This window comes from Nonomuraea polychroma, from assembly GCF_004011505.1.
GTDB lineage: Bacteria > Actinomycetota > Actinomycetes > Streptosporangiales > Streptosporangiaceae > Nonomuraea > Nonomuraea polychroma.
Genome location: NZ_SAUN01000001.1, coordinates 8931031 through 8951007, shown reverse-complemented (window position 1 = coordinate 8951007; position 19977 = coordinate 8931031). Strand labels below are relative to the sequence as shown.

Genomic DNA, 19977 nt, shown 5'->3' with positions numbered 1-19977 from the left:
CAAAGGTTCAATAGGTCTTGAGGTCGATGTCGGTCGCGAACTTGTCGCCCACTTTCATCATCAAAGCCAGCAGGAAGCGGTATTTGAACATCCAGTTGCGCATCCGGATCCTCGCCGGGGTCCCGGGCGCGAGGAAGGAGCCGGCGTTGCCGTTCTTGGCGATCTTGGCGTAGCCGCGGAGCCGGCGCTCGTACTCGGCGAAGGCCACTTGGTGGTCGCCGCCTGCCGCGGCCAGCTCGCCCGCCAGCACGTAGGCGCCCACCACGGCCAGGCCGGTGCCGAAGCCGCCCAGCGTGTTGCCGTACGCCGAGTCGCCGAGCAGCACCACGCGGCCCTTGCTGTAGCGGTCGATCCTGACCTGGCTGATCGAGTCGAGGTAGATGTCGTCCGCGCGGCGCACCGCGTTCATGATCGCGGGGACCTTCCAGCCCATGCCCGCGTAGGCCCGCGTCAGGATGTCCTTCTGCCGGCCGGTGTCGTAGCGGTCGTAGTCCAGCTGGTCGGAGGCGAAGACGAAGAACGCCGGCGCCTTCGGCCCGCCGACCGCGGCCAGCCTGCCGGGCTCGTTGTACATCATCGGGACCGGGCCGAAGTCCTCGTCCATGTCGACCAGGGCGTAGTGGTAACCGAGATGCCGGACATAGTCGGACTCTGGGCCGAAGGCCAGGCGGCGCACGGTCGAGTGGATCCCGTCCGCCCCCACGACCAGGTCGAACGTGCGGGGCGCGGAACGTTCGAAGGTGACGTGCACGCCGCTTCCGGCCGGGGTCTCGGTGAGGGAGGTGATCGAGTCGCCGAAGACGTACTCGCAGGACGGGGCCGTCTTCTCGTACAGGAGGTTGGACAGGTCGCCACGCTGGATCTCCAGGTCGCCGCCGGTGAACTCGCCCGGCATGACCGCCAGCGTGCGGCCGTTCGCGTCGACGATCTCCTGGTCCATGCCGCCGGTCTGGAGCTTGCGCACGTCGTCCAGGATGCCCATCCGGTCGAGGACCGTACGGTGGGTCTCGCCCTTGAAGTCGACGGCCTGGCCGCCGAGGCGCAGGGCCCGGGCCTTCTCGACGACCGTGACCTTGAAGCCGTAACGGAGGAGCCAGTGGGCGAGGGCGGGGCCGGCGATGCCGGCGCCGGAGATGAGGACGTTCGCGTTGCTCATGCCCGCAGCCTCGGCGGGTGCGCTGACAACCCAGCGACCACCGACTGACAACCACCCCACCCGCTGTCAGCACCCCACCCGCTAGCGTCTCCGCCTCGCCCCGGCTTCCCCGCCGCCCCGGCCCGCGCCGCCGCCCTTTCCTCTCGCGCCACCGTGTTGGGCGCGCGGCCCATTCCGAGTGCGCCGCCGTGTCGCACGTGCCGCGCTCTCCCCTCGCACCGCTGTGCCGTCGGCACCGCTGCGTGCTGCGCTCTCCGCTCGCGCCGTCGTGTCACGCATGTGCGCTGACGGCTGCGCCGTCGTGTCACGCGTGTGCGCTGACGGCGTCGTGTCGGGCGCGTCGCTGTGCTGCCTGTGCTGCCGTGCTGGGGCTGTGCCGTCGGCACCGCCTTGTTGGCTGCGCCGTCGCGCGCTCAGTCGGTGCTCTGCCCTTGTTGGGCGTGCTGCCCTGTCCGGTGTGCTGCTTGGATTGGCCGTATTGCCCTCGTTGACGGTGCTGTCCGTGTCGGCCATGGGGCGTGACGCCTACGGGCCAGGCGTTGGGGTGTCGCCTGCTCGCAGCATCGACCGTGCGTCGTCCCGCCCCATACCTGCACCCTTGGCGTACGCCGCCGCGAACGCCTCCGGACCCAGGACGCGGCTGGCGGCGGCGGCGACCTCCGCGACGTCCCGGTCCCCGGCCACCGTCGTCCCCCGCAGCGCCACCGCCACCCCGAGCAACACCGCCGCCTTCTCACCTGACTGGGGCGAGGTGCCGGCGAAGAGGGCGTGGCCGGCGAGGCCCTCGGCGGCGTCGGCCAGGTCCGTCACCAGCGGTGAGGCCAGCGCCGCGGCCAGCGCCTCCTGGTGCCTGCGCCCCGCCTCCGCCGCATCTCCGGCGGCCTCGGCCAGACGACCGAGCGCCGTCAGCACGCGTGACCTGGTGCCCGTGGCGGTGAACACGCCGTCCCCCGAGGAGACCGCCAGCGCGGCGCCCAGCCGATCGGCCGCACCGGCCAGGTCGCCCTCCCACCGGGCGTTCTCGCCCAGCAGCAGGTGCACCTCGGCCGTGAGCCCGGGTCTGCCCATCGCACGCACCAGCTCCCCGGCGCGCTCGCAGTCGGCACGCGCCCCCGACGCGTCTCCGGCACGCATGCGGGCGTCCGCCCGCCGGCCCAGCACGTCCGCCAGCTCATCCAGCGAGCCCAGCTCCTCCAGCAGCCCGATCGCGTCCTTCCACAAGCCCATGGCGCGCGCCCACTCGCCACGCCACCCAGCGATCAGCGCCAGCCAGTCGAGTGCCTGCGCCTTCCCCCAGCGCTCTCCCACCGCGCCGAAGTCCGCCAGCACCGTCTCCAACTCCCGCTCGGCCCACGCGACCTCGCCGCCGAACAGCGCCATCAACGCATGGCTGAGCCGGCCCAGCGCCCGGCTCCACGGATCGGAGCCCAGCACCTGTGACCCCGGTGCCTCCGCGCCCCGCTCGGCGGGCGGACCCGCGATCATCCCCCAGAGCGCCAGACCGAACCGGGAGCGCATCGGCCGGCCCAACGACCCGACGATGGCCCGCGCCCGTTCCCAGTGCGGGGAGCCCGCGTCGGGTACGGCGTGCAGCACGGTCAGCACGTACTCCTCGCCGAGCCCGGCGGGCGGTTCCGGCCCGATCGCGTCGAGCAGGCGTACGGCGGGCCCGGTGGCCTGGTCGCGCCGCCCGCTCAGCCACCAGTACATCGCCAGCGCCGCCACCAGCCGCAACGCCGTCGGCCTGTCCTGCTCCACGCTCCACCGCAGCGCCGCCCGCAGGTTGGCGTTGTCGGCCGACAGCCGGGCCAGCCAGTCGAGCTGCTCCGCCCGGTACAGGTGGTCGTCGGCGCGCCTGGCCAACTCCAGGAACCAGGCGGCGTGGGCCTGGCGGAGGCGTTCCTCCTCGCCGGCTTCCGCCAGCCGTTCCGCGCAGAACAGCCGGATGGTGTCGAGCATGTGGTAGCGCTCGCCGTCGGTCTCGACCAGCGACTTGTCCACCAGGCCCGCGAGCGGCCCGGCGGCGTCCTCGCCGCAGACCCGCTCGATCGTCTCCAGGCCGGCGCCTCCGGCGAACACCGAGAACCGCCTGGCCAGCGCCTGCTCCTCGGCGTCCAGCAGGCTCCAGCTCCACTCGACCACCGCGTGCAACGTCTGGTGGCGGGCGGCGGCCGTGCGGTCGCCGCGCGAAAGCAGCCTGAACCGGCCGTGCTCGGCCAGGCGGGTGGCGATCTCGTCCACGCCGAACGTACGCACCCGGGCCGCCGCCAGCTCGATGGCCAGCGGCAGCCCGTCCAGCGCGGCGCAGATCCGCCGTACGGCGTCCAGGTTGCCCGGCCCGACCGTGAAGCCCTGACGCACGGCCGCCGCCCGATCGGCGAACAACCGGACGGCGGGGTAGTCGAACGGGTGGTCGGCGTCGGACGGTGGGATGGGCAGAGGCGTCAGCGGGACGAGATGTTCGCCGGTGATGCCCAGGGGCTCCCGGCTGGTGGCCATGACGGTGAGTCCGGGGCAGGCGGCGAGCAGGCGCCGGGCGAGTGTGGCGGCCTCGTCGATCACGTGCTCGCAGTTGTCCAGGATGAGCGTCAGGTCCTGCTCGGCCAGCGCCGCCACGAGACGTTCGGCGGGGTCGGGCGCCGATCCGGCTGCGATCGGCGGCCGAAGCGCCGACTCCCGCAACCCCAGCGCCCCGAGCACCGCCATCGCGACCTGTCCCGCGCCCGCGCCGTCCACCAGCGACAGGTCGGCAAAGCACACGTCCGCGGCGCGGCGGCTCTCACCTCGAGTGGTGGCTTCGACGGCGAGGCGGGTTTTGCCTGTGCCGCCGGGGCCGACGATCGTGACCAGACGGGTCTCGCGGAGCGTGCCCAGACGTGCCAGCTCCTCCTCCCGCCCCACGAAACTGGTCAGCTGGGTCGGCGGCGCCGTCCGGGTGACCCGTTCGCGGGGTTGCTCGCCCCGCAGGATCTCCAGATGCAGGGCCGCCAGCTCGGGCGACGGGTCGGCGCCGAGTTCGTCGGCGAGAAGGCGCCGCGTGTCGTCGTACACCGCGAGCGCCTCCGCCTGCCGGCCGGCCGCCAGCAGCGCGCGCATGAGCAGCCCCCGCGCCCGCTCGCGCAGCGGGTGGGCGGCCACCAGCTCCCGCAGGGCGCTCACCGGGCTGGCCTCGGGGAGGGTCAGCTCGGCCTCCATCAGGTCCTCCACGGCCGCCAGCCGCAGCTCCTCCAGCCGCCGCGCCTGCGCAGCCGCGAACGGAACGTCGGACACGTCCACCAGCGCGGGCCCCCGCCACAGGTCGAGTGCGTCCCTGAGCAGGGCGGCCGCGCCGGCGAAGAGCCCGTTCGCGAGCAGCCGCCGCCCCTCTCGGACGAGCCGCTCGAACCGGTGCGCGTCCACGTCCTCCCGATCGACGGCCAGCCGGTAACCCGCTCCGTGGAACTCGATCAGCCCGGCGGGTAGACGGCGGCGGAGCCGGGAGATCTGCGCCTGCACGGCGTTGGCGGCCCCGGCCGGCGGGTCGTCGCCGTACTGGCCGTCGATGAGCCGCTCGACGCTGACGGTCCGGCCGGCGTCGAGCAGGAGCAGCGCGAGCAGGGCCCGCGGCCGGGGACCGCCGACCTCGACCGCCTCGCCGTCGCTCGATCGCACGACGAGTGATCCCAGGATGCCGAACTGCACGCCCCGATTGTCCCGCAAGAGAAGGTGCGATGGGTGCGGCTCTGGCCTGGGGCAATGTATGAAAGTTTCACGCGGTGCGGCCCTTTTGGACACACCGGCCTTGCTCCTGTTGAGAGGCCATTGACACATGATCGACACGTACGTACCGTGTCGTGGGAGCGCTCCCAAAACCGCGTGCGGGGGGAATATGGGTCTTCGATTCGGCATCCTCGGACCGGTACGACTGTGGCGAGACGGCGCTGTCGTGCCGCTCGGGACGACGAAACAACGGCTTCTCCTCGCCCGCCTCCTGCTGGAGCCCAACCGCGCGGTCTCTCACGACCGGCTCTTCAACGCGCTCTGGGAGGACAGCCCGCCCAAGTCGGCGCTGGCCAACGTACGCAGCTACGCGAACCTCCTGCGCAAGGACCTGGACCACCGCCTGCGCGCACATCCGCCCGGCTACCAGCTCGCCGTCGAGCCGGGCGAGCTGGACGTCGCCGACTTCAACGAGCTGGTACGCCAGGGGCGCGGCGCGATGAGCGGCGACCGATACGAGGAAGCGCTCGGACACCTGACCGCGGCGCTGGCGTTGTGGCGGGGTGCCGCGGCCGAGGACCTTCCCAGGACGGTCGGTCTGGCCGCCCAGCTCGACGCGCTGGAAGAGCAGCGTTACCTGGCGATCGAGGAGTGCGCGCGAGCCCGGCTGGCGCTCGGCAGGCACAGCGAGATCATCGGCGGCCTCCGCGAGACGCTGGCGCTGCAGCCCACCAGAGAGCGCCTGTGGGGGCATCTCATGCTGGCGCTGTACCGCACCGGGGACGTGGCGGGCGCGCTGACGGTGTACGGCGAGGCGCGGCGGGCGCTCGACCGCGAGCTCGGCATCGAGCCCGGGCCGGAGCTGGCGGAGCTGCACCAGCTCATGCTGAACCGGGACTCGCGTCTGAGCGGTCCCGTGCTGGGCTGGCGTGGCCGCCGACCCCGCTGCCACCGCCGCGTCGTCCGGCTCCGCTTCACCGGCCGCCGCTGACCCCGCCCACCCCCTCCACCTCCGCCCGCCTCCGCACGTCGGCTGAGGTCCTTTGGGGAGGGGAGGGGCCCTTGGCGGCCAGCGCCCCCGTCAAGGCGCGTCCGCTGCTGCGGGACGGGCACCGTGGATCACGCGTCCGAGGACGGGCGGCCGGGAGACCACGCGTCAGGCGTCGGCGGGGTGGTAGCCCTGGGCCTGGAGGTCGAAGAGCTTCCGGTAGAGACCGTCGAGCGTGATCAACTCGTCGTGCGAGCCCTGCTCGACCACCTGCCCGTCGTCGAGCACCACGAGCACGTCCGCCTCCCGCACGGCCCCCAGCCGATGCGAGATCAGCAGGCTCGTACGCCCCGCCCGATGCTCGCGCAGCCGGTTGTGGATCTCGTGCTCGGCCTCGGCGTCGAGCCCCGAGCTCGGCTCGTCCAGGACCAGCAGGTCGCGCCCCTCACCCAGCACCGCGCGGGCCAGCGCGAGCCGCTGCCACTGCCCGCCCGACAACACCACCCCGGCCTCCGGATCGGGCCCGAAGAACATCCTCGTCAGCAACGTGTCGTAGCCGCGCGGCAACGCGCTGATCGCGTCGTGCACGCCTGCCTTCCTGGCCGCGGCCTCGATGCGGGCGGCGGAGGCGGCCGGCTTGTCGCGGCCCGCCACGTCGCCGATCGCGATGTTCTCCGCAGCGGTCAGGTCGTACTCCATGTAGTCCTGGAACACCGCGCCGATCCGGTCGCGCAGCTCGGCGGGATCGAGGTCGCGCAGGTCGACGCCGTCCCACAGGATCGCGCCCCGGTCCGGGTCGTAGAACCTGCACAGCAGCTTGACGAGCGTGCTCTTGCCCGCGCCGTTCCTGCCCACCAGGGCGACCGCGGAGCCGTACGGGATCGTGAAGCTGACGCCGCGCAACGACCAGGGATGCTCGGGGGAATAGCGGAACCACACGTCGCGGAACTCGATGCCGTACCGTAGGGTGGGCGGCACCACCGGCCTCGCCGGCACCGGCAGGTCGGGCCCGGCGCCGGTCACGGTCAGGTAGTGGTCGAAGTTGAGCAGCTGCTGATGCGCCATCGTCACCTCGCCGACGAGCCCGGCGAGCGCCGACTGCACGCCGACGATCGAGGTGGCGAGCAGGGCGATGTCACCTGCGGTGAGCCGGCCCTCGACGGCGGCGAACAACGCCCAGATCAGCCCACCGCCGGAGATCACGCCGGACAACAGCCCGAGCCCGCCCTCGACGCTCAGCTCGCGGCGGTCGAGGCGGCGGCGTTCCGAGTCGGCCGCGAGCCGCTCGGCGTTCATCCTGGACCGGAAATATCGGCCGGCGCCGAACAGACGCAGCTCCTTGGCGGCTCGCACGCTGGTCAGGAGCTGCCGGTAGAACAGCTCGCGCCGTTCCATCGGCCCGATCCGCCACATCATGGACGCGCGCTGGCGCGACAGACGCAGCTCGGCGGCCAGCGCGGGCAGCGCCGCCACCAGGACCGCGCCGGCCAGCAGCGGGCTGAGGACCAGCAACGAGCCGAGGAAGCCCAGCACCGTGACGAACCCACGGCAGACCGCCAGCGTCCCGGAGACCACCGCGCTCGGGGCGGCGCCGCCTGACGTGTGAGCCAGGCTCATCCGGTCCAGGAACGCGGGGTCTTCGAACTTGGCCAGGCCGGCGAGGCGCTCCACGCCGGCGAAGAGCCGGTCCTGAGCCAGGCGGCCGGTGCGGCGCTGGAGCTCTTGGCGCAGATAGCTGGAGACGTGCGGGAGCGTGATGGCCGCCACGCCCGCCACCGCCAGCCCCGCGCCCGCCGCCACCAGCGCGGACGAGCCGGACGAGCCGGACGCACGGTGCGCGATCACGTCCAGCGCCGACTTGGTCAGCCAGGCGGCGGCAACGGGCACGGCCGCTTCGAGCAGGGCCAGGATCGCGTACGCGAGCACGTGCCACCGGCCGGCCTGCCAGGCCAGCCCGAGTGCGCGGGCGAGTGCCGCCGGGCTCGCCTTCATCCGCACGTCCGCCGCCATCGGTGCGGTGATCTCCGGGTTGGTCGTCTCCGAGGTCACGGTCGTTATGCCCGGGCGAACGAGAAGACCTGGTTCAACCGCAGTCCGCTGGCCATGATCCGGCCGCCGCCGCCCACGATCGCGAAGACGGGGAACGCCTGCACCTGCAGCGCCGACGTGACCGGTCCGCCCATGTCCTCGACCACCACCCGGGCCACGGGCTCCAGCTCCGCCCGCAGCGGCCCGGCGTCTCCCTTGTCATCGACGATCACGGCGAGGACCTGCTCCGGACCCCCGGGGAAGCGCTCGGCCGAGGCGAGGAAGTCCGGCATCGCCTTGTGGCAGGCGTCGCAGCCGGGAGAGAAGACGCCCACCAGGACCGGCTCCGAGTTCAGGTCCCGTGAGACGGTGGCTCCGTTCGTGGCCACGGTGTCGTACGGCGGCGCGACCGCGCCCTCGGGCAGGATCGCCTGCCGCCCGTGCCCGTCGTCGGAGCGGGCCGCGAGGGCCTCGGAATGCTTGCGCAGCCGCCGGATCACGCCGACGGTCAGCGCCAGGTTCAGCAGGCAGAGCACGCCCAGCAGGATGACGAGCGTGACGACATAAGGCATGGCTGACCTCCAGGTCAGGCAGTCGGGCTGAACAGGTCGATCAGGTCGTCGCCGAGGGCCACGACGATCGCGGCGACCGCTCCGGCGGCGACGGCGGTCAGCATGGCCGCCACGTCGCCGGTCACGGGCGCGTACGTGAGGAGTCCCAGGGCGGACACGGCCATGAGGATGAGGTTGCGTGCCACGTGGCCGTGGCCGAGCGGGCGGTCGGAGGCGCCGAAGCACGCACAGGGGGCGCGCTCGGCCCGCCGCAGCGCGGCCGCGATCGCGCAGGTGAACGCCGCCAGTAAGCCCATCGCCAGGGCGAACCCCGCCTGTACGGTGCCGGGCACGGCGACGAGCACCACGATCGCGAGCTCGGCGGCCACCACGGTCGCGGCCGCCACGCGGACCGGCGGCCACGGTGGTGCGAGCCTGCGGGTCGCGGCCAGGAAATCGGCGTATGCGCTCCTGCCGCGCAGCTTGCTCGCCGCCGACACGAGGAACAGCAAAGCCACCAGACTCCGGCAGCCCAGGGCGACGTACTCCACGGAGCTTTCCTCCAACCAGGTCAGGACATGCGGCGGAGCGCCACTCCCAGCAGGGTGCCGGCGTCGACGAAGCCGCACTGCCGGGAGTCGAAGCTGGCCGACGGGTTGTCACCGAGGACGACAAGACGGTCCGGCGCCACCCGGCGCTCCGGCACCACGGCCCGGACCGAGTCCGGGACCGGGTCGCCGGGCAGCGCCACCACCCGCTTGACCATCCAGCGCCGCTCGGGCGGCGGCGGCTCGCCGATGCCCAGCCAGTCGGGCGTCTCGAACACGACGACGTCCCCGACGGAGATCCGGGCCAGCCGCGTCCGCCTGACCAGGAGCCGATCGCCCGCGTGGAAGGTCGGCTCCATGCTGAGGCCGGACACCACGACGACGGCGAGCCGGCGTCGCAGGACCAGCAGGACCAGCAGGAGTCCGGCGACCGCGAGGAGACCGGCCGTCCACGCGAACATGGTCATCTACGTGGCCGTCAGCAACAGTTGCAGTGCCAGGGACCGCACGACTCGCCGGTACCGCAGGAGGCGCCCCACGTACAGCACTTGCGGACGAGGCAGGAGTTGCCCTCGTACCAGCACGGGCACGCCGCCTGGGCCGAGTGCTCCGGGACCACCTTGGACAGCAGCCAGTCGCTCAACTTTCCGATTTTCACGCGAACCGCCTCTCTTTGGGCGTTTTGGGGATCACCGGAGACGTTAGAAACGGACGGGACAATTCACATACCAGGCAGGTACGCCACGCATACATTCCGGCCCTCGCCCGGCCGCGTTGCCACCGCCGGGACCGGGCGGCCGGCTGAGCACCGGGCCGATCACGGGAAGGGCGAGCACGTACTGTGGATGGATGTCCGTTGCGCGGCAAGGTGTCCTGCTCGGCGTGGCGGCGTACGTGCTGTGGGGATTGTCGGCACTTTATTGGCCACTGGTCGAGCCCACAGGCGCGGTCGAGATCCTGGCGCTGCGCGTGCTCTGGTCGCCGGTGGCGGTCGGGCTCTTGGTGCTGGCCATCGGCCGCCGCCGGCAGGTGACGGCGATCTTACGCCGTCCGCGCGACCTGGCACTGCTCGCCCTCGCCGGCGTCCTGACGTCCGCCAACTGGGGGTTGTTCATCTGGGCGACGATGAGCGGCCACGTGGTCGACGCCTCGCTCGGCTACTTCATCACCCCGCTGGTCAGCGTCGCGCTTGGGGTGGCGCTCCTGGGTGAACGGTTACGAGCCTGGCAATGGGCCGCGATCGGGCTGGGCGCCGCCGCCGTGGCCGTTCTCACGGTCGCGTACGGCGGGCTGCCCTGGATCGCGCTCGGCCTGGCGACCACCTTCGGCGCGTACGGTCTGATCAAGAAGCGGGTCGGGGTCGGAGCCGCCGAAGGGTTGATGGTGGAGACGGCGGTGCTGTTTCCCTTCGCCGTGGTCTACACGGTCGTGATCCAGACGTCCGGCCAGGCCACGTTCGGTCACGTGTCCGTGGCCAACACGCTCCTCGGCATCGGCTCCGGGTTCGTCATGATGCTGCCGATGCTGCTGTTCAGCGCCGCGACCACGAGGATCCCGCTCAGCGTCGTCGGCATGCTGCAGTTCATCGAGCCCGTCGTGCAGTTCGTGATCGGGGTCCTGGTGTTCCGTGAGGTCATGTCGGCGGCCAGGTGGGCGGCGTTCGGGCTGCTGTGGGTCTCGCTCGCCATGCTGACCGCCGAAGGGCTCAGGAGACGGAGTCCGGCGTCCGCGGCTGATCCAGCTCCACGGCGTTCCTCTCGATCATCTCGAACTGCGTCATCAGCCGTTCGAGATCAGGAGGGGAGACCGTGAAGGTGTCGTAGACGGCCTCGCCCGCGGCGGTGTAGCTGAGCTCGTGGCCGCACGAGCCGTCCCACAGGGCGCTGATCACCCGCATGGCCGGGGGTAGCCGGTCGACATGCACCCGGCGCACCTGGACCCCGGCGGCGATCTGCTCGCGCGCCAGCTCGTCGAGCTCGTCGGTCCACTCGCGGTAGATGAACACCCTGCGGATCTTCACGCCGCGCTTCAGCGCATTGAGCTGGGCCTCCCAGTATTGCCTGCCGACCGGCTCGCGCCACCAGGCGAGATCCACCGAGGGCACGCTGGTGGCGCACATGGTGCGCTTCGTCTGGTCGATCAGGCGCTGGAAAACCGCGTTGTCGCCGTAGGGCGTGCGGAAGTGCCCCCGCTCCAGGTCGGTGAGAGTGCGCAGGCATTCGTCGAACGCCGCCCGGCAGGCGTCGACGGCTGGAGTGCCGGGGTATTCGCGCTCCACGTGCTTGGCCGCACGGAGGATGGGCACCATCAGCTCCGTCAGCCATGGGATCTTCTCGATCGTGGAGACGAGCTGGCCCACGGTCGTCTCGTGATCGACCCTGCGCTTCTCTCTGAGCAGGGTCTGCACCTGTAACGTGATGACGCCGCCGATGAGCCCGGCCAGCAGCGCCAGTCCCTGGGCGGTGTCCTCACGGACGTAGAAGATCACGCCGAGCAGGACCGACAGGGTGGTGCCGATGATCAGGACGGGGTCCAGCACGAGTGGCGAAGACTTCTTCGCAGGCCTCTTCACGGAGTCTCCTGAAGACGGGGGGTGATCGCAAATACAGTGTGGCATGCTCCTGTGCGTCACCCCCTATCACAGAACGTGAATATCGCCGGCGCCGGTTCAGCCCATGGTCGCCGTCATCAGATCCCGGCCCACGGTGATCCGCCCCCGATAGCCGCCCGAACGCACGTCCGATGCGAACTCCGCTTCACCGGCACGTGGCGCTGGCCGGGGCGGGCGGCTCGCTGCTGGGGTTCCTGCAGCTCTGGCTTGAGCATCCGGACCTCGTGACCGAGGACTCGCCGGACGAGCTGGCCGAGCAACTGCTGCGGATGTTCGGGATGGGCCACGAGGAGGCTCGCGCCATCGCCCGCCGCCCACTCCCGGACCGCGCGTGAGCTACAGCTCGGCTGCGGTGCCGTCGAGGAAGAAGCGTCGTACGCCCGCCGCCACCCAGATCGTGCCAAGCCCGGCGTAGACGCTCAGCAACGCGACGGCCGGCGAGCCCGCGACAACCGCCGCCGCGATGGCCAGGACCAGCAGCCCCGCCCACCCGTAGAGCACCTTGCGGCCGCGGGGCGAGCCGGTGTGCGTGGCCTCCTGCACAGGGGTGACCAGAGCCATGACCGCCACGCCCGCGGTGCCGACCGCCTCATGGCCGAGCGCGATGCCCAGCGCGAGCACCGCCGCCCCGGCGAGGAGCAGGGCGCAGCACGCCATGGCCACGCGGGCCTCGGAGCCCTCGAAGAGCAGCCGGGTGGCCTTGGCCCGGGCCAGCCGCAGCACGGTCACCGTCTCGCCCACCCACGCCGCCCAGTGCAGCAGCGCGATGAGGACGAAGACGGCGATCAGCGGCGGGGCCACGGGCAGCAGGAACACCAGCCGCCAGCCGCCGAGGTAGCGGCGCCGCAGGTTCGAGAGCATGCGCTGGAGCGGGTTGCGCTGCTTGAGCGCCGCCACCAGCAGATCCCTGGCGGGGCCGAAGCCGGGGTCGAGGCGGAGCACCTCGCGGAAGGAGTCGGCGGCCGCCTTGGGGTCGCCGAAGGCCAGCGCCGCCCGGCCGGCCGCCAGGTGCGCGGTGGCGCTCTCCGGGTCCAGCTGTACGGCGTGCGCGGCGGCGGCCCTGGCCGGTCCGGCCTCACCGAGCTTGGTGTGGGCCATCGACAGCAGGCTCACCAGGTCCGACACCTGCGGATCGAGGGCCAGCCCGCGCTGGGCCGCATCCGCCGCCTCACGCCACTGCCCCTTGATCATGTGGGCGCGGGCCAGCAGCTCCCACGTTGACGTCTCCTCGGTGGAGTGCGCCAGTGACTCCTTCGCGGCGGCGATCGCCGGGTCGGCCAGGCCGATGCGGTAGAACACCTGCCCGGCCACGTATTGCGGATACCAGTGATCCGGCACCAGGCGTATCGCCTCCCGCGCCATGACCATCGCCTCGGCCGCCTTGCCCTGGTGGACCAGGGCAATGGCCAGCAGGCAGTGCGCCATGTCCTGCTGCGGCTCGATGGCGAGCACGCCGCGCAGCTCCCGCTCGGCGTCGGCCGGTCGCTGCAGCCGCAGCAGCATCCTCGCCCGATCGAGCGACTGGTCGATTTTCACCATTTGGCCTTGATCCATGGCATCAGCTCGTCCCACGCGCCTGACTCGTTGGCGTGCAGCACGTAGTTCCGGGCGGTGGCCATCCATTCGCGCACAGAGGAGGGCCGGGTGCCCTGGGCGGCGGCCAGCAGGTCGGCCGTGGACAACGGGATGGCGCGGCCCGCGCTGATCGACTGCTGGAGCTTGACCTCCACCGCGCGGTCCACCAGGCCCTTCAGGTCCGCGCCGACGTAGTGCTCCGTGGCCCGCGCCACCGCGTCGAAGTCCATCTCGGCCAGCGGCTTGTCACGGCAGAGGATGCGCAGGATGGCCGCCCGCGCCGCGGTGTCCGGCGGCGGCACGAACACGAGCTGGTCGAAGCGCCCCGGGCGGCGGAAGGCCACGTCGATGTACCAGGGCGCGTTCGTGGCGGCCAGCACCAGGACGCCCTCGTTGGCGTCCTGGTCCACGCCGTCGAGCTCGGCCAGGAACTGGTTGACGAGCTGCCTGGTGTGTGCCTGGCGCATGTCGGAGCGGCGCGCGGCCAGCGCGTCGACCTCGTCGAAGAACAGCACGCACGGGCGGTTGCGGCGGGCCAGGTCGAACGTGGCGCGCAGGTTGCGCTCGCTGGAGCCGACGTACATGTCGAGGATGTCGGCCAGGCCGACGTTGACGAACGACGCGCCAAGCTCGCCGGCCGCGGCCCTGGCCAGGTGGGTCTTGCCCGCTCCCGGCGGGCCGTACAGCAGGACGCCGCCGCCGGCGCGCTTGCCGTACGCGGCGAACAGCTCCGGCTGCTGGATCGGCAGTAGGAGCTTGACCCGCAGCGCCTCCTTGACCGCCTCCATCCCGGCCACGTCGGCGAAGGTGTGCTTCGACCGCTCCACCTCCGCCCCGCCGGGCGCGGAGTCGGCAGCCGAGGGCGCCGGCGCGCCCGCCAGGGCGGCGTACGCCGGCGCGGGAGCGGCGGGCGCGGGCGGGGCCGCTGGGGCGGACTTGGAGGGCACGATCGGGATCGGCAGCCGCTCGGCCAGCTCGGGGTCGGCGAGGGACGGATCGCGGGAGATCGCCTCGTAGTAGCGGTAGGCCGCCTTCCCCTGCTCACCCTCCCCGAGTAGCGCCCTGGCCGCGAGAATCCCCATCCGCGGCGGGTAGGCGTGGAAGTCGGCCAGGAACGGTTCGAGCACCGCCAGCGCCTCTCCGTGCGCGCTCTGCCGGACGAACGCCTCGGCCAGCCCGGCGACGACGTCCGTGTCCTTGGGGGCCAGCACGAGCGCGGCCCGGAACTCGGCCTCGGCTTCGGCGAGGTACCCCTTCTTCAGGAGCTGATCGGCGAGATGCCGCCGAAGGGGAAGATTGTCCGGAGACAGGCGCGCCGCCTCACGGAGTGCCTGGAGGCCGCCATCGTCGAGCACGTGCTCGTCCCTTCTGTCGCAGGAATCCCGTTATTACCAAACTACGCAGGCTATCGAAGGTGGTGCTGGCTCTACCCCGGCTCTCGCCTGAGCGCCCGTGTGCCGGCGCGCGGCCGCCGGTTCAATCGGTGGCATGACGATCAATCAGTTCCCCGGCCGCTGGGTCGAAGGGACCGGGCTGGTGCTCGGGCCGCTCCTGCTGCTCGCCGCGGTGCTGGTCCGGATGGGTGAGGACGACTTCTTCCCCGGTCAGCTCGCCGCCTACGCGGCGGAGCCGGCGAAGATGGCGTTGTCCTACAGCCTGTTCGCGGCCGGGGTCGTGCTGCTGTGGCCGGCCGTGGCCGCGCTGGCGCGCCGCATCGGGGCGACGCACCCGGGGTGGGCCGCATGGGGTGGCACGCTGGTGGTGCTCGGGCTGTTCGGGCGGGTCTTCCACGCGGGGGTGAGTCATCTGGCGTTCCAGATGGTGGACGTGCTGGGGCCGGCGGCGGCGCAACAGGCGGTCTCCTCCACGTACGGTGCCTTCCACCTCTTCAAGGCGGCCAACGTCGCGATCATGGGCGGCTGGATCGTGCTGGCGATCGGCGCCTACCGCGCCAGGGCCTTCGGCGGCGGCGTCGCGGGCACCGCCAGATGCGCGAGCTCCGTTGCGCTGGCGCTCGCGAGCGCGCTGCCGCTGGGCGTGCTCAAGGGCAGCACCGACCCCGTCTCGCTGGTCGCGCTGGCCGGGCTTGCGGTCGCCCTCGTGCCCTTGGGCGTCACGGTGCTGCGCAATGGCCCGGCTCCGCGCTGGTGGGCCGTCGCGCTCACGGTCGCTCTGATCCCCGTGGCCTTCGTCGCCGGCCTGTCCGGCTGAGCCGACGAACGGGACAACGATCCGGGGACTCACCCGGACGATCCTGGCGTACTTCACGACCGAAATTCGGGATTCCGGACAAACTAATGGGGACTTTCACACGACGTCGGCATCGGGAGCTCGAAATGCAGGGTCTGAAGGTGGTCGGGGTCGCCGTCGCGGTCGTCGAAGACCGGCTCGGCCATTGAGCGCCAGAACGCCTCCGCCCCCGGCACCCGAGTGTCGGTGTGCAGGTAGATCGACCGGTAGTCGCCGCAGTCCGCGACGAAGCGGCAGGCCTGGCGGACCATGTCGCGGGCCAGACCGTGCCGGCGATGGGCGGGGGCCACGTACACCCGGAAGAGCTGCGCCGTCTTGCCGTCCGGGTAGAGCCTGGCCAGCCACTCCGGGTGGGGCGGGCTCTTCGGGCCCTGCGCGCGCACGGCCGTGGTGCCGACCACTTCGTCGCCGTGCAGAGCCACGAGGAGCGTGTGCCTGCAGGGCAGCAGGTACGTGCCCTCCAGGTCGATCACGTCCCCATGCCATTGAGGCTGGTAGCCGTAGCCGAAGTCGCGGTAGAAGGTGTCCAGCATGATCTGCCGCGCGCCGTCGAGGTGGCGGAGTGCGGCGCGCTGGATGACGTAGGGGTTCATGGCTTTCCCTCCCAAGTGAGCCGGCCGACGTCGAGCGTGGCGACGCGGTCCGCCAGTCTGGCGACCACGTCCATGTCATGGCTGATGAGCAGCAGCGTCAGGCCACCCCTTCTGGGCTGCGACGACATGGCCCCGGTTTCAGATTGAGCGGCGCATCCGGCAAGGACGATGGCGGCAGCGAAAGGAAGGCACGACGACCGAGGCGCACGGCCGACAATGGTAACGATTTTCATCTAAGCTGCAAAGCCTTCTAATCTGTGAGGAGTTTCACGATCGCCACGACGCCAATGCAGACGATCACACCGCGCAGGACCGCGGCCGGCAGCCTGCGCCCCACCCTGGCCCCGACGAAGCCGCCTGCCATGGAGCCCAGCGCCACCAGCAGCACCGCCAGCCAGTTCACGTCCGCCACCACCACGTACAGCACAGCGGCCACCGAGTTGACCAACAGCACGAGCACGTTCTTCGCCGCGTTGAGCCGCTGCAGGTCATCGGCGAGGAGGATGCCCATCAGGCCGAGGAGCAGGATGCCCTGCCCGGCGCCGAAATAGCCGCCGAACATGCCGGCGGCCAGCGTGCCCAGCCACAGCCACGGCCCGCCGTGCTCGCCGGAGCTCGGCGGGGCGCCGAGCTCCGGCGCGGTGAGCAGGCGGCTGAGTCTGGGCTGGATCACCACAAGCGCGCAGGACACCCCGATCAGCACGCTCACGATCACGTTGAAGCTGCTCTCCGGCAGGTTGAGCAGCAGGAAGCTGCCGATCAGGGAGCCGATGACGGAGGCCGGGGCGAGCGCGAGCAGGCGCGCGCGCTGGCCCTTCAGTTCGGGCCGGTAGCCCATGACACCGGTGAAGCCGCCGGGGACGAGGCCGATGTTGTTGGAGACGTTGGCGGTGATCGGCGGCAGGCCGACGGCCAGGAGCGTGGGGAACGTGATCAGCGATCCGGAGCCCACGACGGTGTTGATGGCCCCGCCCGCCACGCCGGCCGCCAGCACCGCGGCCATCTCCCAAGGTGTCATGCCGGGAGACTCTAGAGGATGTCTTAATTAGTAAGACGATTGCTCTCGATATATGAGACCCGGGACGCCGTGAGTGCGCGTTTGAGGATCTTTCCAGTGTGGCTCACAGGAAGTTCGTCCACGAACGAAATGTGCCGGGGGTATTTGTAGGCGGCCACCCGCTCTCGTGCGAAGTCACGCAGTTCCTCGCCGCTCACCGGCTCCCGTACGGCCACCACGGCCTCGATCTCCTCGCCCAGCTCCGGGTGCGGCACGCCGAGCACGGCCGCCTGCCGCACCGCCGGGTGCTCGTAGAGGACCTCCTCCACCTCACGCGGATAGACGGTGTAACCGCCGCGGATGATCACGTCGCGGCGGCGGTCCACCAGGAAGAAGAAGCCGTCCTCGTCGACGCGGCCGAGGTCGCCGGTGTGGAACCAGCCGTCGCGGATGGCCTCGGCGGTGGCCGCCGGGTTGTTCCAGTAGCCCTTCATGACGTTGGGGCCGCGGATCACGATCTCGCCGATCTCGCCGTGCGGCGCCTCCCGGCCCTCCTCGTCGACCACCTTCATCTCCACGCCCCTGATCGGCCAGCCGATCGAGCCCGGCCGGCGGCCGTGGCCGCCCCGGTTCGTGGCGGCGACCGGTGAGGTCTCGCTGAGCCCGTAGCCCTCGATGATCTGGCAGCCGAAGCGGGACTCGTACGCCCGCAGCACGTCCAGCGGCAACGCGGCTCCGCCGGACGTGCACACACGCAACATCGACATGTCGGAGGCGCCCGGGTGGTCGAGCAGCGCGATGTACATGGTCGGCACGCCCTGGAACACCGTCACCCCGTCGCGCCTGATCACCTCCAGCGCCCGGCCCGGCTCGAAGCGGCGCAGCAACGTCAGCCGCGCCCCCGCGTGCACGGTGGCGTTGAGCGAGCACGTCTGACCGAATGTGTGGTAGAGCGGCAGCGCGCCGAGCACCACGTCATCCACGCCGAGCGCGTGCATGTGGGCCACCGTGGCGGCGTTGCCGGCCAGGTTGGCGTGGGTCAGCTCGACGCCTTTCGGGCGTCCGGTGGTCCCGGACGTGTAGTGGATGACCGCGGTGTCGTCCGCGTCCATGACGGCGATGTCGTGCTCGGCCGGCACACCGCGCAGCAGCCGGCGGAACTCCTCGGGCACGACGAAGAAACAGTCCGCCTTGGTGCCCGCGGACCCGGCCTCGGCGGTCTCGGCGAACGCGTGCCAGGCGATCAGCAGCCGCGCCCCGCAGTCCCCGAGGTACGCGGCGATCTCCCGCCGCTTCAGCAGCGGGTCGAGCGGCACCACCACGGCCCCGATCCGCAGCACCCCGTAGTAGACGACGCCGAACTCCGGCACGTTCGGCAACATGATCGCGACCCGGTCGCCGGCGACGATCCCGCGGCACCGCAGCAGCCCCGCCAGGCGGGCGCTCAGCTCGTCGAGCACGCCGTAGGTGAGCTCGGCCTCGTCCAGCGTGAGAACCGCTCTGCCACCGAGCCGCCCCGCGACGGTGTGGAGCCGGTCAGCGAGGTTCATGGAATGACCGTACGTCGGCGACCCCGCGGCCCTCATTGGTCGCCGTGGCCAGTCTTTCCCGGCCGGCGTTTGTGGGCAGCGAGTCCTGCAGGGCGATGGCCACGAGCAGCTCGACGAGGTCGTTGATCGAGCGCAGGCTGCGCCCGGTGCGCTCCTGGATCCTGCGCAGCCGGTACTGGGCGGTGTTGGGATGGATCTGCAGGTGCTCGGCCGCGCTGCGCAGGTTGAGGTCGGCGGCGGCGAACGCCCTGATCGTGGCGGTCAGCACGCCGCCGCGCGCCCGATCCTCGGCCAGCAGCGCCGTGATGCGCGGGTCCACCAGGTGGCGGGCGATGTCGTCGGCCCGCAACGCCAGGTACTGGAACGGCGTGATCCTGGGCAGCGCCGCCACCCCGCCCTCCTCGGGCACGAAGTCCAGCACGGACCTTGCCTCCTGGTACGCCTGCGGAATCGCCGCCGTCCCCGCCGACACCGTGCTGACGCCCATCGCCAGCCTGATGCCCTCGGTGGCCAGCCCGTCCAGCACCCCCTGGAGCCGGTCGCACAACTCCTCGGGCCCGGTCCCCGGACCGAGCACGGGGATCGCCACGATCTCCGAGCGGCGCACGACCGACAACGTCCGCGTGCCGTTGCCGCCAAGCCTGGCGATCGCCGCGCAGGCGGCGTGCCTGGCCTCGGCGTCCCGATCGAGCTCGGCCGCCGCGGGCGCGGCCACCAGCACCGCGATCACCACGAGCAGCGGCGTGCGCGTGTCCGGCGCCAGGCCGTGCGCCTGCGCGGTGGCCAGCTCTCTGCCGCGGATCGGCGTGCCTCCGGCCAGCAACGTTTCGAGCAGGTCCCGGCTCTCGCGCAGGGCTTCGGCGGAGGCGTACTGCTGGAACTCCATGTACGCGTTCGCCGCGTGCGTGCTGGCGAAGTCGCAGTACCGCATCTGTGACATGGCCAGCGACAACGCCGCCTCGCGCCCGGCCGGGGTGGGTCCCGCCCGCTCGACCAGCGACTCCCAGAAGATCCGCTGCCCCACCCGGTAGGCGTTCATGTAGTCGGTCAGCGCCACCCCGGCTCTGGCCCGGCGCATGGCCGCCCGCCGGGAGAAGGAGATGTCCTCCGGCGTCACCCGGCGCTCCTCCAGGAGCACGGCGAGCTTGGCGCGATAGTGCCTGACGACCTGGTCGCGTACGTCGGCCAGGAAGTCGCGGCCCTGGGCCGCGTACGCCGGGATCTCCGCGATGATCGCCGCGACCGCGGTGTCGGCCAGCCGCGGGACGTCGCCGAGCAGCTCGGACAGGATGCGGGCGCGCTCGGCGCGGACCGCCTCGGCACCAGTGAGCGTTTCCGTGCTGAAACCACCGGACATGTCGGGGATGATCCATGCCTATTGCGGGGCGGTCAACGGGTTGTAACCGGTCCGAGACCCTCGCTGTGCTCAGC

General features: G+C 71.7%; 18 protein-coding genes. 4 read left to right on the top strand and 14 right to left on the bottom strand.

Annotated elements, in window-relative coordinates; genetic code table 11:
- Nucleotides 1-7: 7 nt before the first annotated feature.
- Together EDD27_RS41150 and EDD27_RS41145 are read right to left on the bottom strand one after the other, a co-directional pair.
- Nucleotides 8-1156 (bottom strand): FAD-dependent monooxygenase, encoded by a 1149-nt coding sequence (locus tag EDD27_RS41150; protein ID WP_127937198.1) that lies wholly within the window; start codon nt 1154-1156, stop codon nt 8-10.
- Between the two features lie 525 nt (nt 1157-1681).
- Nucleotides 1682-4837 (bottom strand): AfsR/SARP family transcriptional regulator, encoded by a 3156-nt coding sequence (locus EDD27_RS41145; protein WP_206641876.1) that lies wholly within the window; start codon nt 4835-4837, stop codon nt 1682-1684.
- Between the two features lie 187 nt (nt 4838-5024).
- Between EDD27_RS41145 and EDD27_RS41140 the strand changes: the two genes are divergently transcribed.
- Entirely contained in the window at nt 5025-5846 is an 822-nt protein-coding gene (locus EDD27_RS41140) for an AfsR/SARP family transcriptional regulator (protein ID WP_164904016.1), read from the top strand.
- A 165-nt stretch (nt 5847-6011) separates the two neighbouring features.
- On the opposite strand, the gene EDD27_RS41135 is transcribed toward EDD27_RS41140, so the two are convergent.
- From EDD27_RS41135 to lepB, 4 genes are read right to left on the bottom strand one after another with little or no spacing between them, the layout of a single operon-like run.
- On the bottom strand, nt 6012-7892 hold the full coding sequence (locus EDD27_RS41135) for an ABC transporter ATP-binding protein (protein ID WP_241564529.1): 1881 nt from the start codon (nt 7890-7892) through the stop codon (nt 6012-6014).
- A 5-nt stretch (nt 7893-7897) separates the two neighbouring features.
- Nucleotides 7898-8443, bottom strand: coding sequence for a TlpA family protein disulfide reductase (locus EDD27_RS41130; RefSeq protein ID WP_127937195.1), 546 nt, complete (start codon nt 8441-8443; stop codon nt 7898-7900).
- A gap of 14 nt (nt 8444-8457) precedes the next feature.
- On the bottom strand, nt 8458-8973 hold the full coding sequence (locus EDD27_RS41125) for a MauE/DoxX family redox-associated membrane protein (protein ID WP_164904015.1): 516 nt from the start codon (nt 8971-8973) through the stop codon (nt 8458-8460).
- 20 nt (nt 8974-8993) lie between these two features.
- The gene (lepB, locus tag EDD27_RS41120) at nt 8994-9437 is read right to left on the bottom strand and encodes a signal peptidase I (RefSeq protein ID WP_206641875.1); all 444 of its coding nucleotides are present in this window, start codon (nt 9435-9437) and stop codon (nt 8994-8996) included.
- Nucleotides 9438-9819: 382 nt separating this feature from the next.
- On the opposite strand from lepB, the gene rarD reads away from it, so the two are divergent.
- Nucleotides 9820-10782: an EamA family transporter RarD gene (rarD, locus tag EDD27_RS41115; protein ID WP_127937193.1), complete on the top strand. Its 963-nt coding sequence runs from the start codon at nt 9820-9822 to the stop codon at nt 10780-10782.
- Here rarD and EDD27_RS41110 read toward each other — a convergent pair.
- A complete protein-coding gene (locus EDD27_RS41110) occupies nt 10676-11509 on the bottom strand; it encodes a phospholipase D-like domain-containing protein (RefSeq protein ID WP_127937192.1) in 834 nt (277 codons plus the stop codon). The two genes, rarD and EDD27_RS41110, sit on opposite strands and share 107 nt — an antisense overlap.
- Before the next feature lie 203 nt (nt 11510-11712).
- Here EDD27_RS41110 and EDD27_RS41105 point away from each other — a divergent pair, with 203 nt between their 5' ends.
- The gene (locus EDD27_RS41105) at nt 11713-11916 is read left to right on the top strand and encodes a hypothetical protein (protein ID WP_127937191.1); all 204 of its coding nucleotides are present in this window, start codon (nt 11713-11715) and stop codon (nt 11914-11916) included.
- 1 nt (nt 11917) lies between these two features.
- On the opposite strand, the gene EDD27_RS41100 is transcribed toward EDD27_RS41105, so the two are convergent.
- Nucleotides 11918-13120: a tetratricopeptide repeat protein gene (locus tag EDD27_RS41100; protein ID WP_164904014.1), complete on the bottom strand. Its 1203-nt coding sequence runs from the start codon at nt 13118-13120 to the stop codon at nt 11918-11920.
- Nucleotides 13114-14511, bottom strand: a complete 1398-nt coding sequence (locus tag EDD27_RS41095) for an ATP-binding protein (RefSeq protein WP_127937189.1) — start codon at nt 14509-14511, stop codon at nt 13114-13116. Before EDD27_RS41095 ends, EDD27_RS41100 begins: the two co-directional genes overlap by 7 nt.
- A gap of 133 nt (nt 14512-14644) precedes the next feature.
- Between EDD27_RS41095 and EDD27_RS41090 the strand changes: the two genes are divergently transcribed.
- Nucleotides 14645-15367, top strand: a complete 723-nt coding sequence (locus EDD27_RS41090) for a hypothetical protein (RefSeq protein WP_127937188.1) — start codon at nt 14645-14647, stop codon at nt 15365-15367.
- 83 nt (nt 15368-15450) lie between these two features.
- On the opposite strand, the gene EDD27_RS41085 is transcribed toward EDD27_RS41090, so the two are convergent.
- From EDD27_RS41085 to EDD27_RS41065, 5 genes are read right to left on the bottom strand one after another with little or no spacing between them, the layout of a single operon-like run.
- A complete protein-coding gene (locus EDD27_RS41085; protein WP_127937187.1) occupies nt 15451-15999 on the bottom strand; it encodes a GNAT family N-acetyltransferase in 549 nt (182 codons plus the stop codon).
- Nucleotides 15996-16232 carry a hypothetical protein gene (locus EDD27_RS55985; protein WP_206641874.1) on the bottom strand — a complete coding sequence of 79 codons (237 nt, stop codon included), beginning with the start codon at nt 16230-16232 and terminating at the stop codon, nt 15996-15998. The genes EDD27_RS41085 and EDD27_RS55985 overlap by 4 nt, the downstream gene beginning before the upstream one ends.
- A 17-nt stretch (nt 16233-16249) precedes the next feature.
- A complete protein-coding gene (locus tag EDD27_RS41075) occupies nt 16250-17017 on the bottom strand; it encodes a sulfite exporter TauE/SafE family protein (RefSeq protein ID WP_127937186.1) in 768 nt (255 codons plus the stop codon).
- Between the two features lie 23 nt (nt 17018-17040).
- Nucleotides 17041-18546 carry a long-chain-fatty-acid--CoA ligase gene (locus tag EDD27_RS41070; protein WP_127937185.1) on the bottom strand — a complete coding sequence of 502 codons (1506 nt, stop codon included), beginning with the start codon at nt 18544-18546 and terminating at the stop codon, nt 17041-17043.
- On the bottom strand, nt 18533-19903 hold the full coding sequence (locus EDD27_RS41065; RefSeq protein WP_127937184.1) for a PucR family transcriptional regulator: 1371 nt from the start codon (nt 19901-19903) through the stop codon (nt 18533-18535). The genes EDD27_RS41070 and EDD27_RS41065 overlap by 14 nt, the downstream gene beginning before the upstream one ends.
- Nucleotides 19904-19977: the final 74 nt, after the last annotated feature.

Excerpts from the sequence above, each read along its gene's own strand:
- EDD27_RS41065 (WP_127937184.1), bottom strand. The coding sequence starts at position 19,903 with ATGTCCGGTGGTTTCAGCACGGAAACGCTCACTGGTGCCGAGGCGGTC.
- lepB (WP_206641875.1), bottom strand. The coding sequence starts at position 9,437 with ATGACCATGTTCGCGTGGACGGCCGGTCTCCTCGCGGTCGCCGGACTC.
- rarD (WP_127937193.1), top strand. The coding sequence starts at position 9,820 with ATGTCCGTTGCGCGGCAAGGTGTCCTGCTCGGCGTGGCGGCGTACGTG.
- EDD27_RS41130 (WP_127937195.1), bottom strand. The coding sequence starts at position 8,443 with ATGCCTTATGTCGTCACGCTCGTCATCCTGCTGGGCGTGCTCTGCCTG.
- EDD27_RS41105 (WP_127937191.1), top strand. The coding sequence starts at position 11,713 with ATGCGAACTCCGCTTCACCGGCACGTGGCGCTGGCCGGGGCGGGCGGC.
- EDD27_RS41070 (WP_127937185.1), bottom strand. The coding sequence starts at position 18,546 with ATGAACCTCGCTGACCGGCTCCACACCGTCGCGGGGCGGCTCGGTGGC.
- EDD27_RS41090 (WP_127937188.1), top strand. The coding sequence starts at position 14,645 with ATGACGATCAATCAGTTCCCCGGCCGCTGGGTCGAAGGGACCGGGCTG.
- EDD27_RS41140 (WP_164904016.1), top strand. The coding sequence starts at position 5,025 with ATGGGTCTTCGATTCGGCATCCTCGGACCGGTACGACTGTGGCGAGAC.
- EDD27_RS41085 (WP_127937187.1), bottom strand. The coding sequence starts at position 15,999 with ATGAACCCCTACGTCATCCAGCGCGCCGCACTCCGCCACCTCGACGGC.
- EDD27_RS55985 (WP_206641874.1), bottom strand. The coding sequence starts at position 16,232 with ATGAAAATCGTTACCATTGTCGGCCGTGCGCCTCGGTCGTCGTGCCTT.
- EDD27_RS41075 (WP_127937186.1), bottom strand. The coding sequence starts at position 17,017 with ATGACACCTTGGGAGATGGCCGCGGTGCTGGCGGCCGGCGTGGCGGGC.
- EDD27_RS41150 (WP_127937198.1), bottom strand. The coding sequence starts at position 1,156 with ATGAGCAACGCGAACGTCCTCATCTCCGGCGCCGGCATCGCCGGCCCC.
- EDD27_RS41100 (WP_164904014.1), bottom strand. The coding sequence starts at position 13,120 with ATGGTGAAAATCGACCAGTCGCTCGATCGGGCGAGGATGCTGCTGCGG.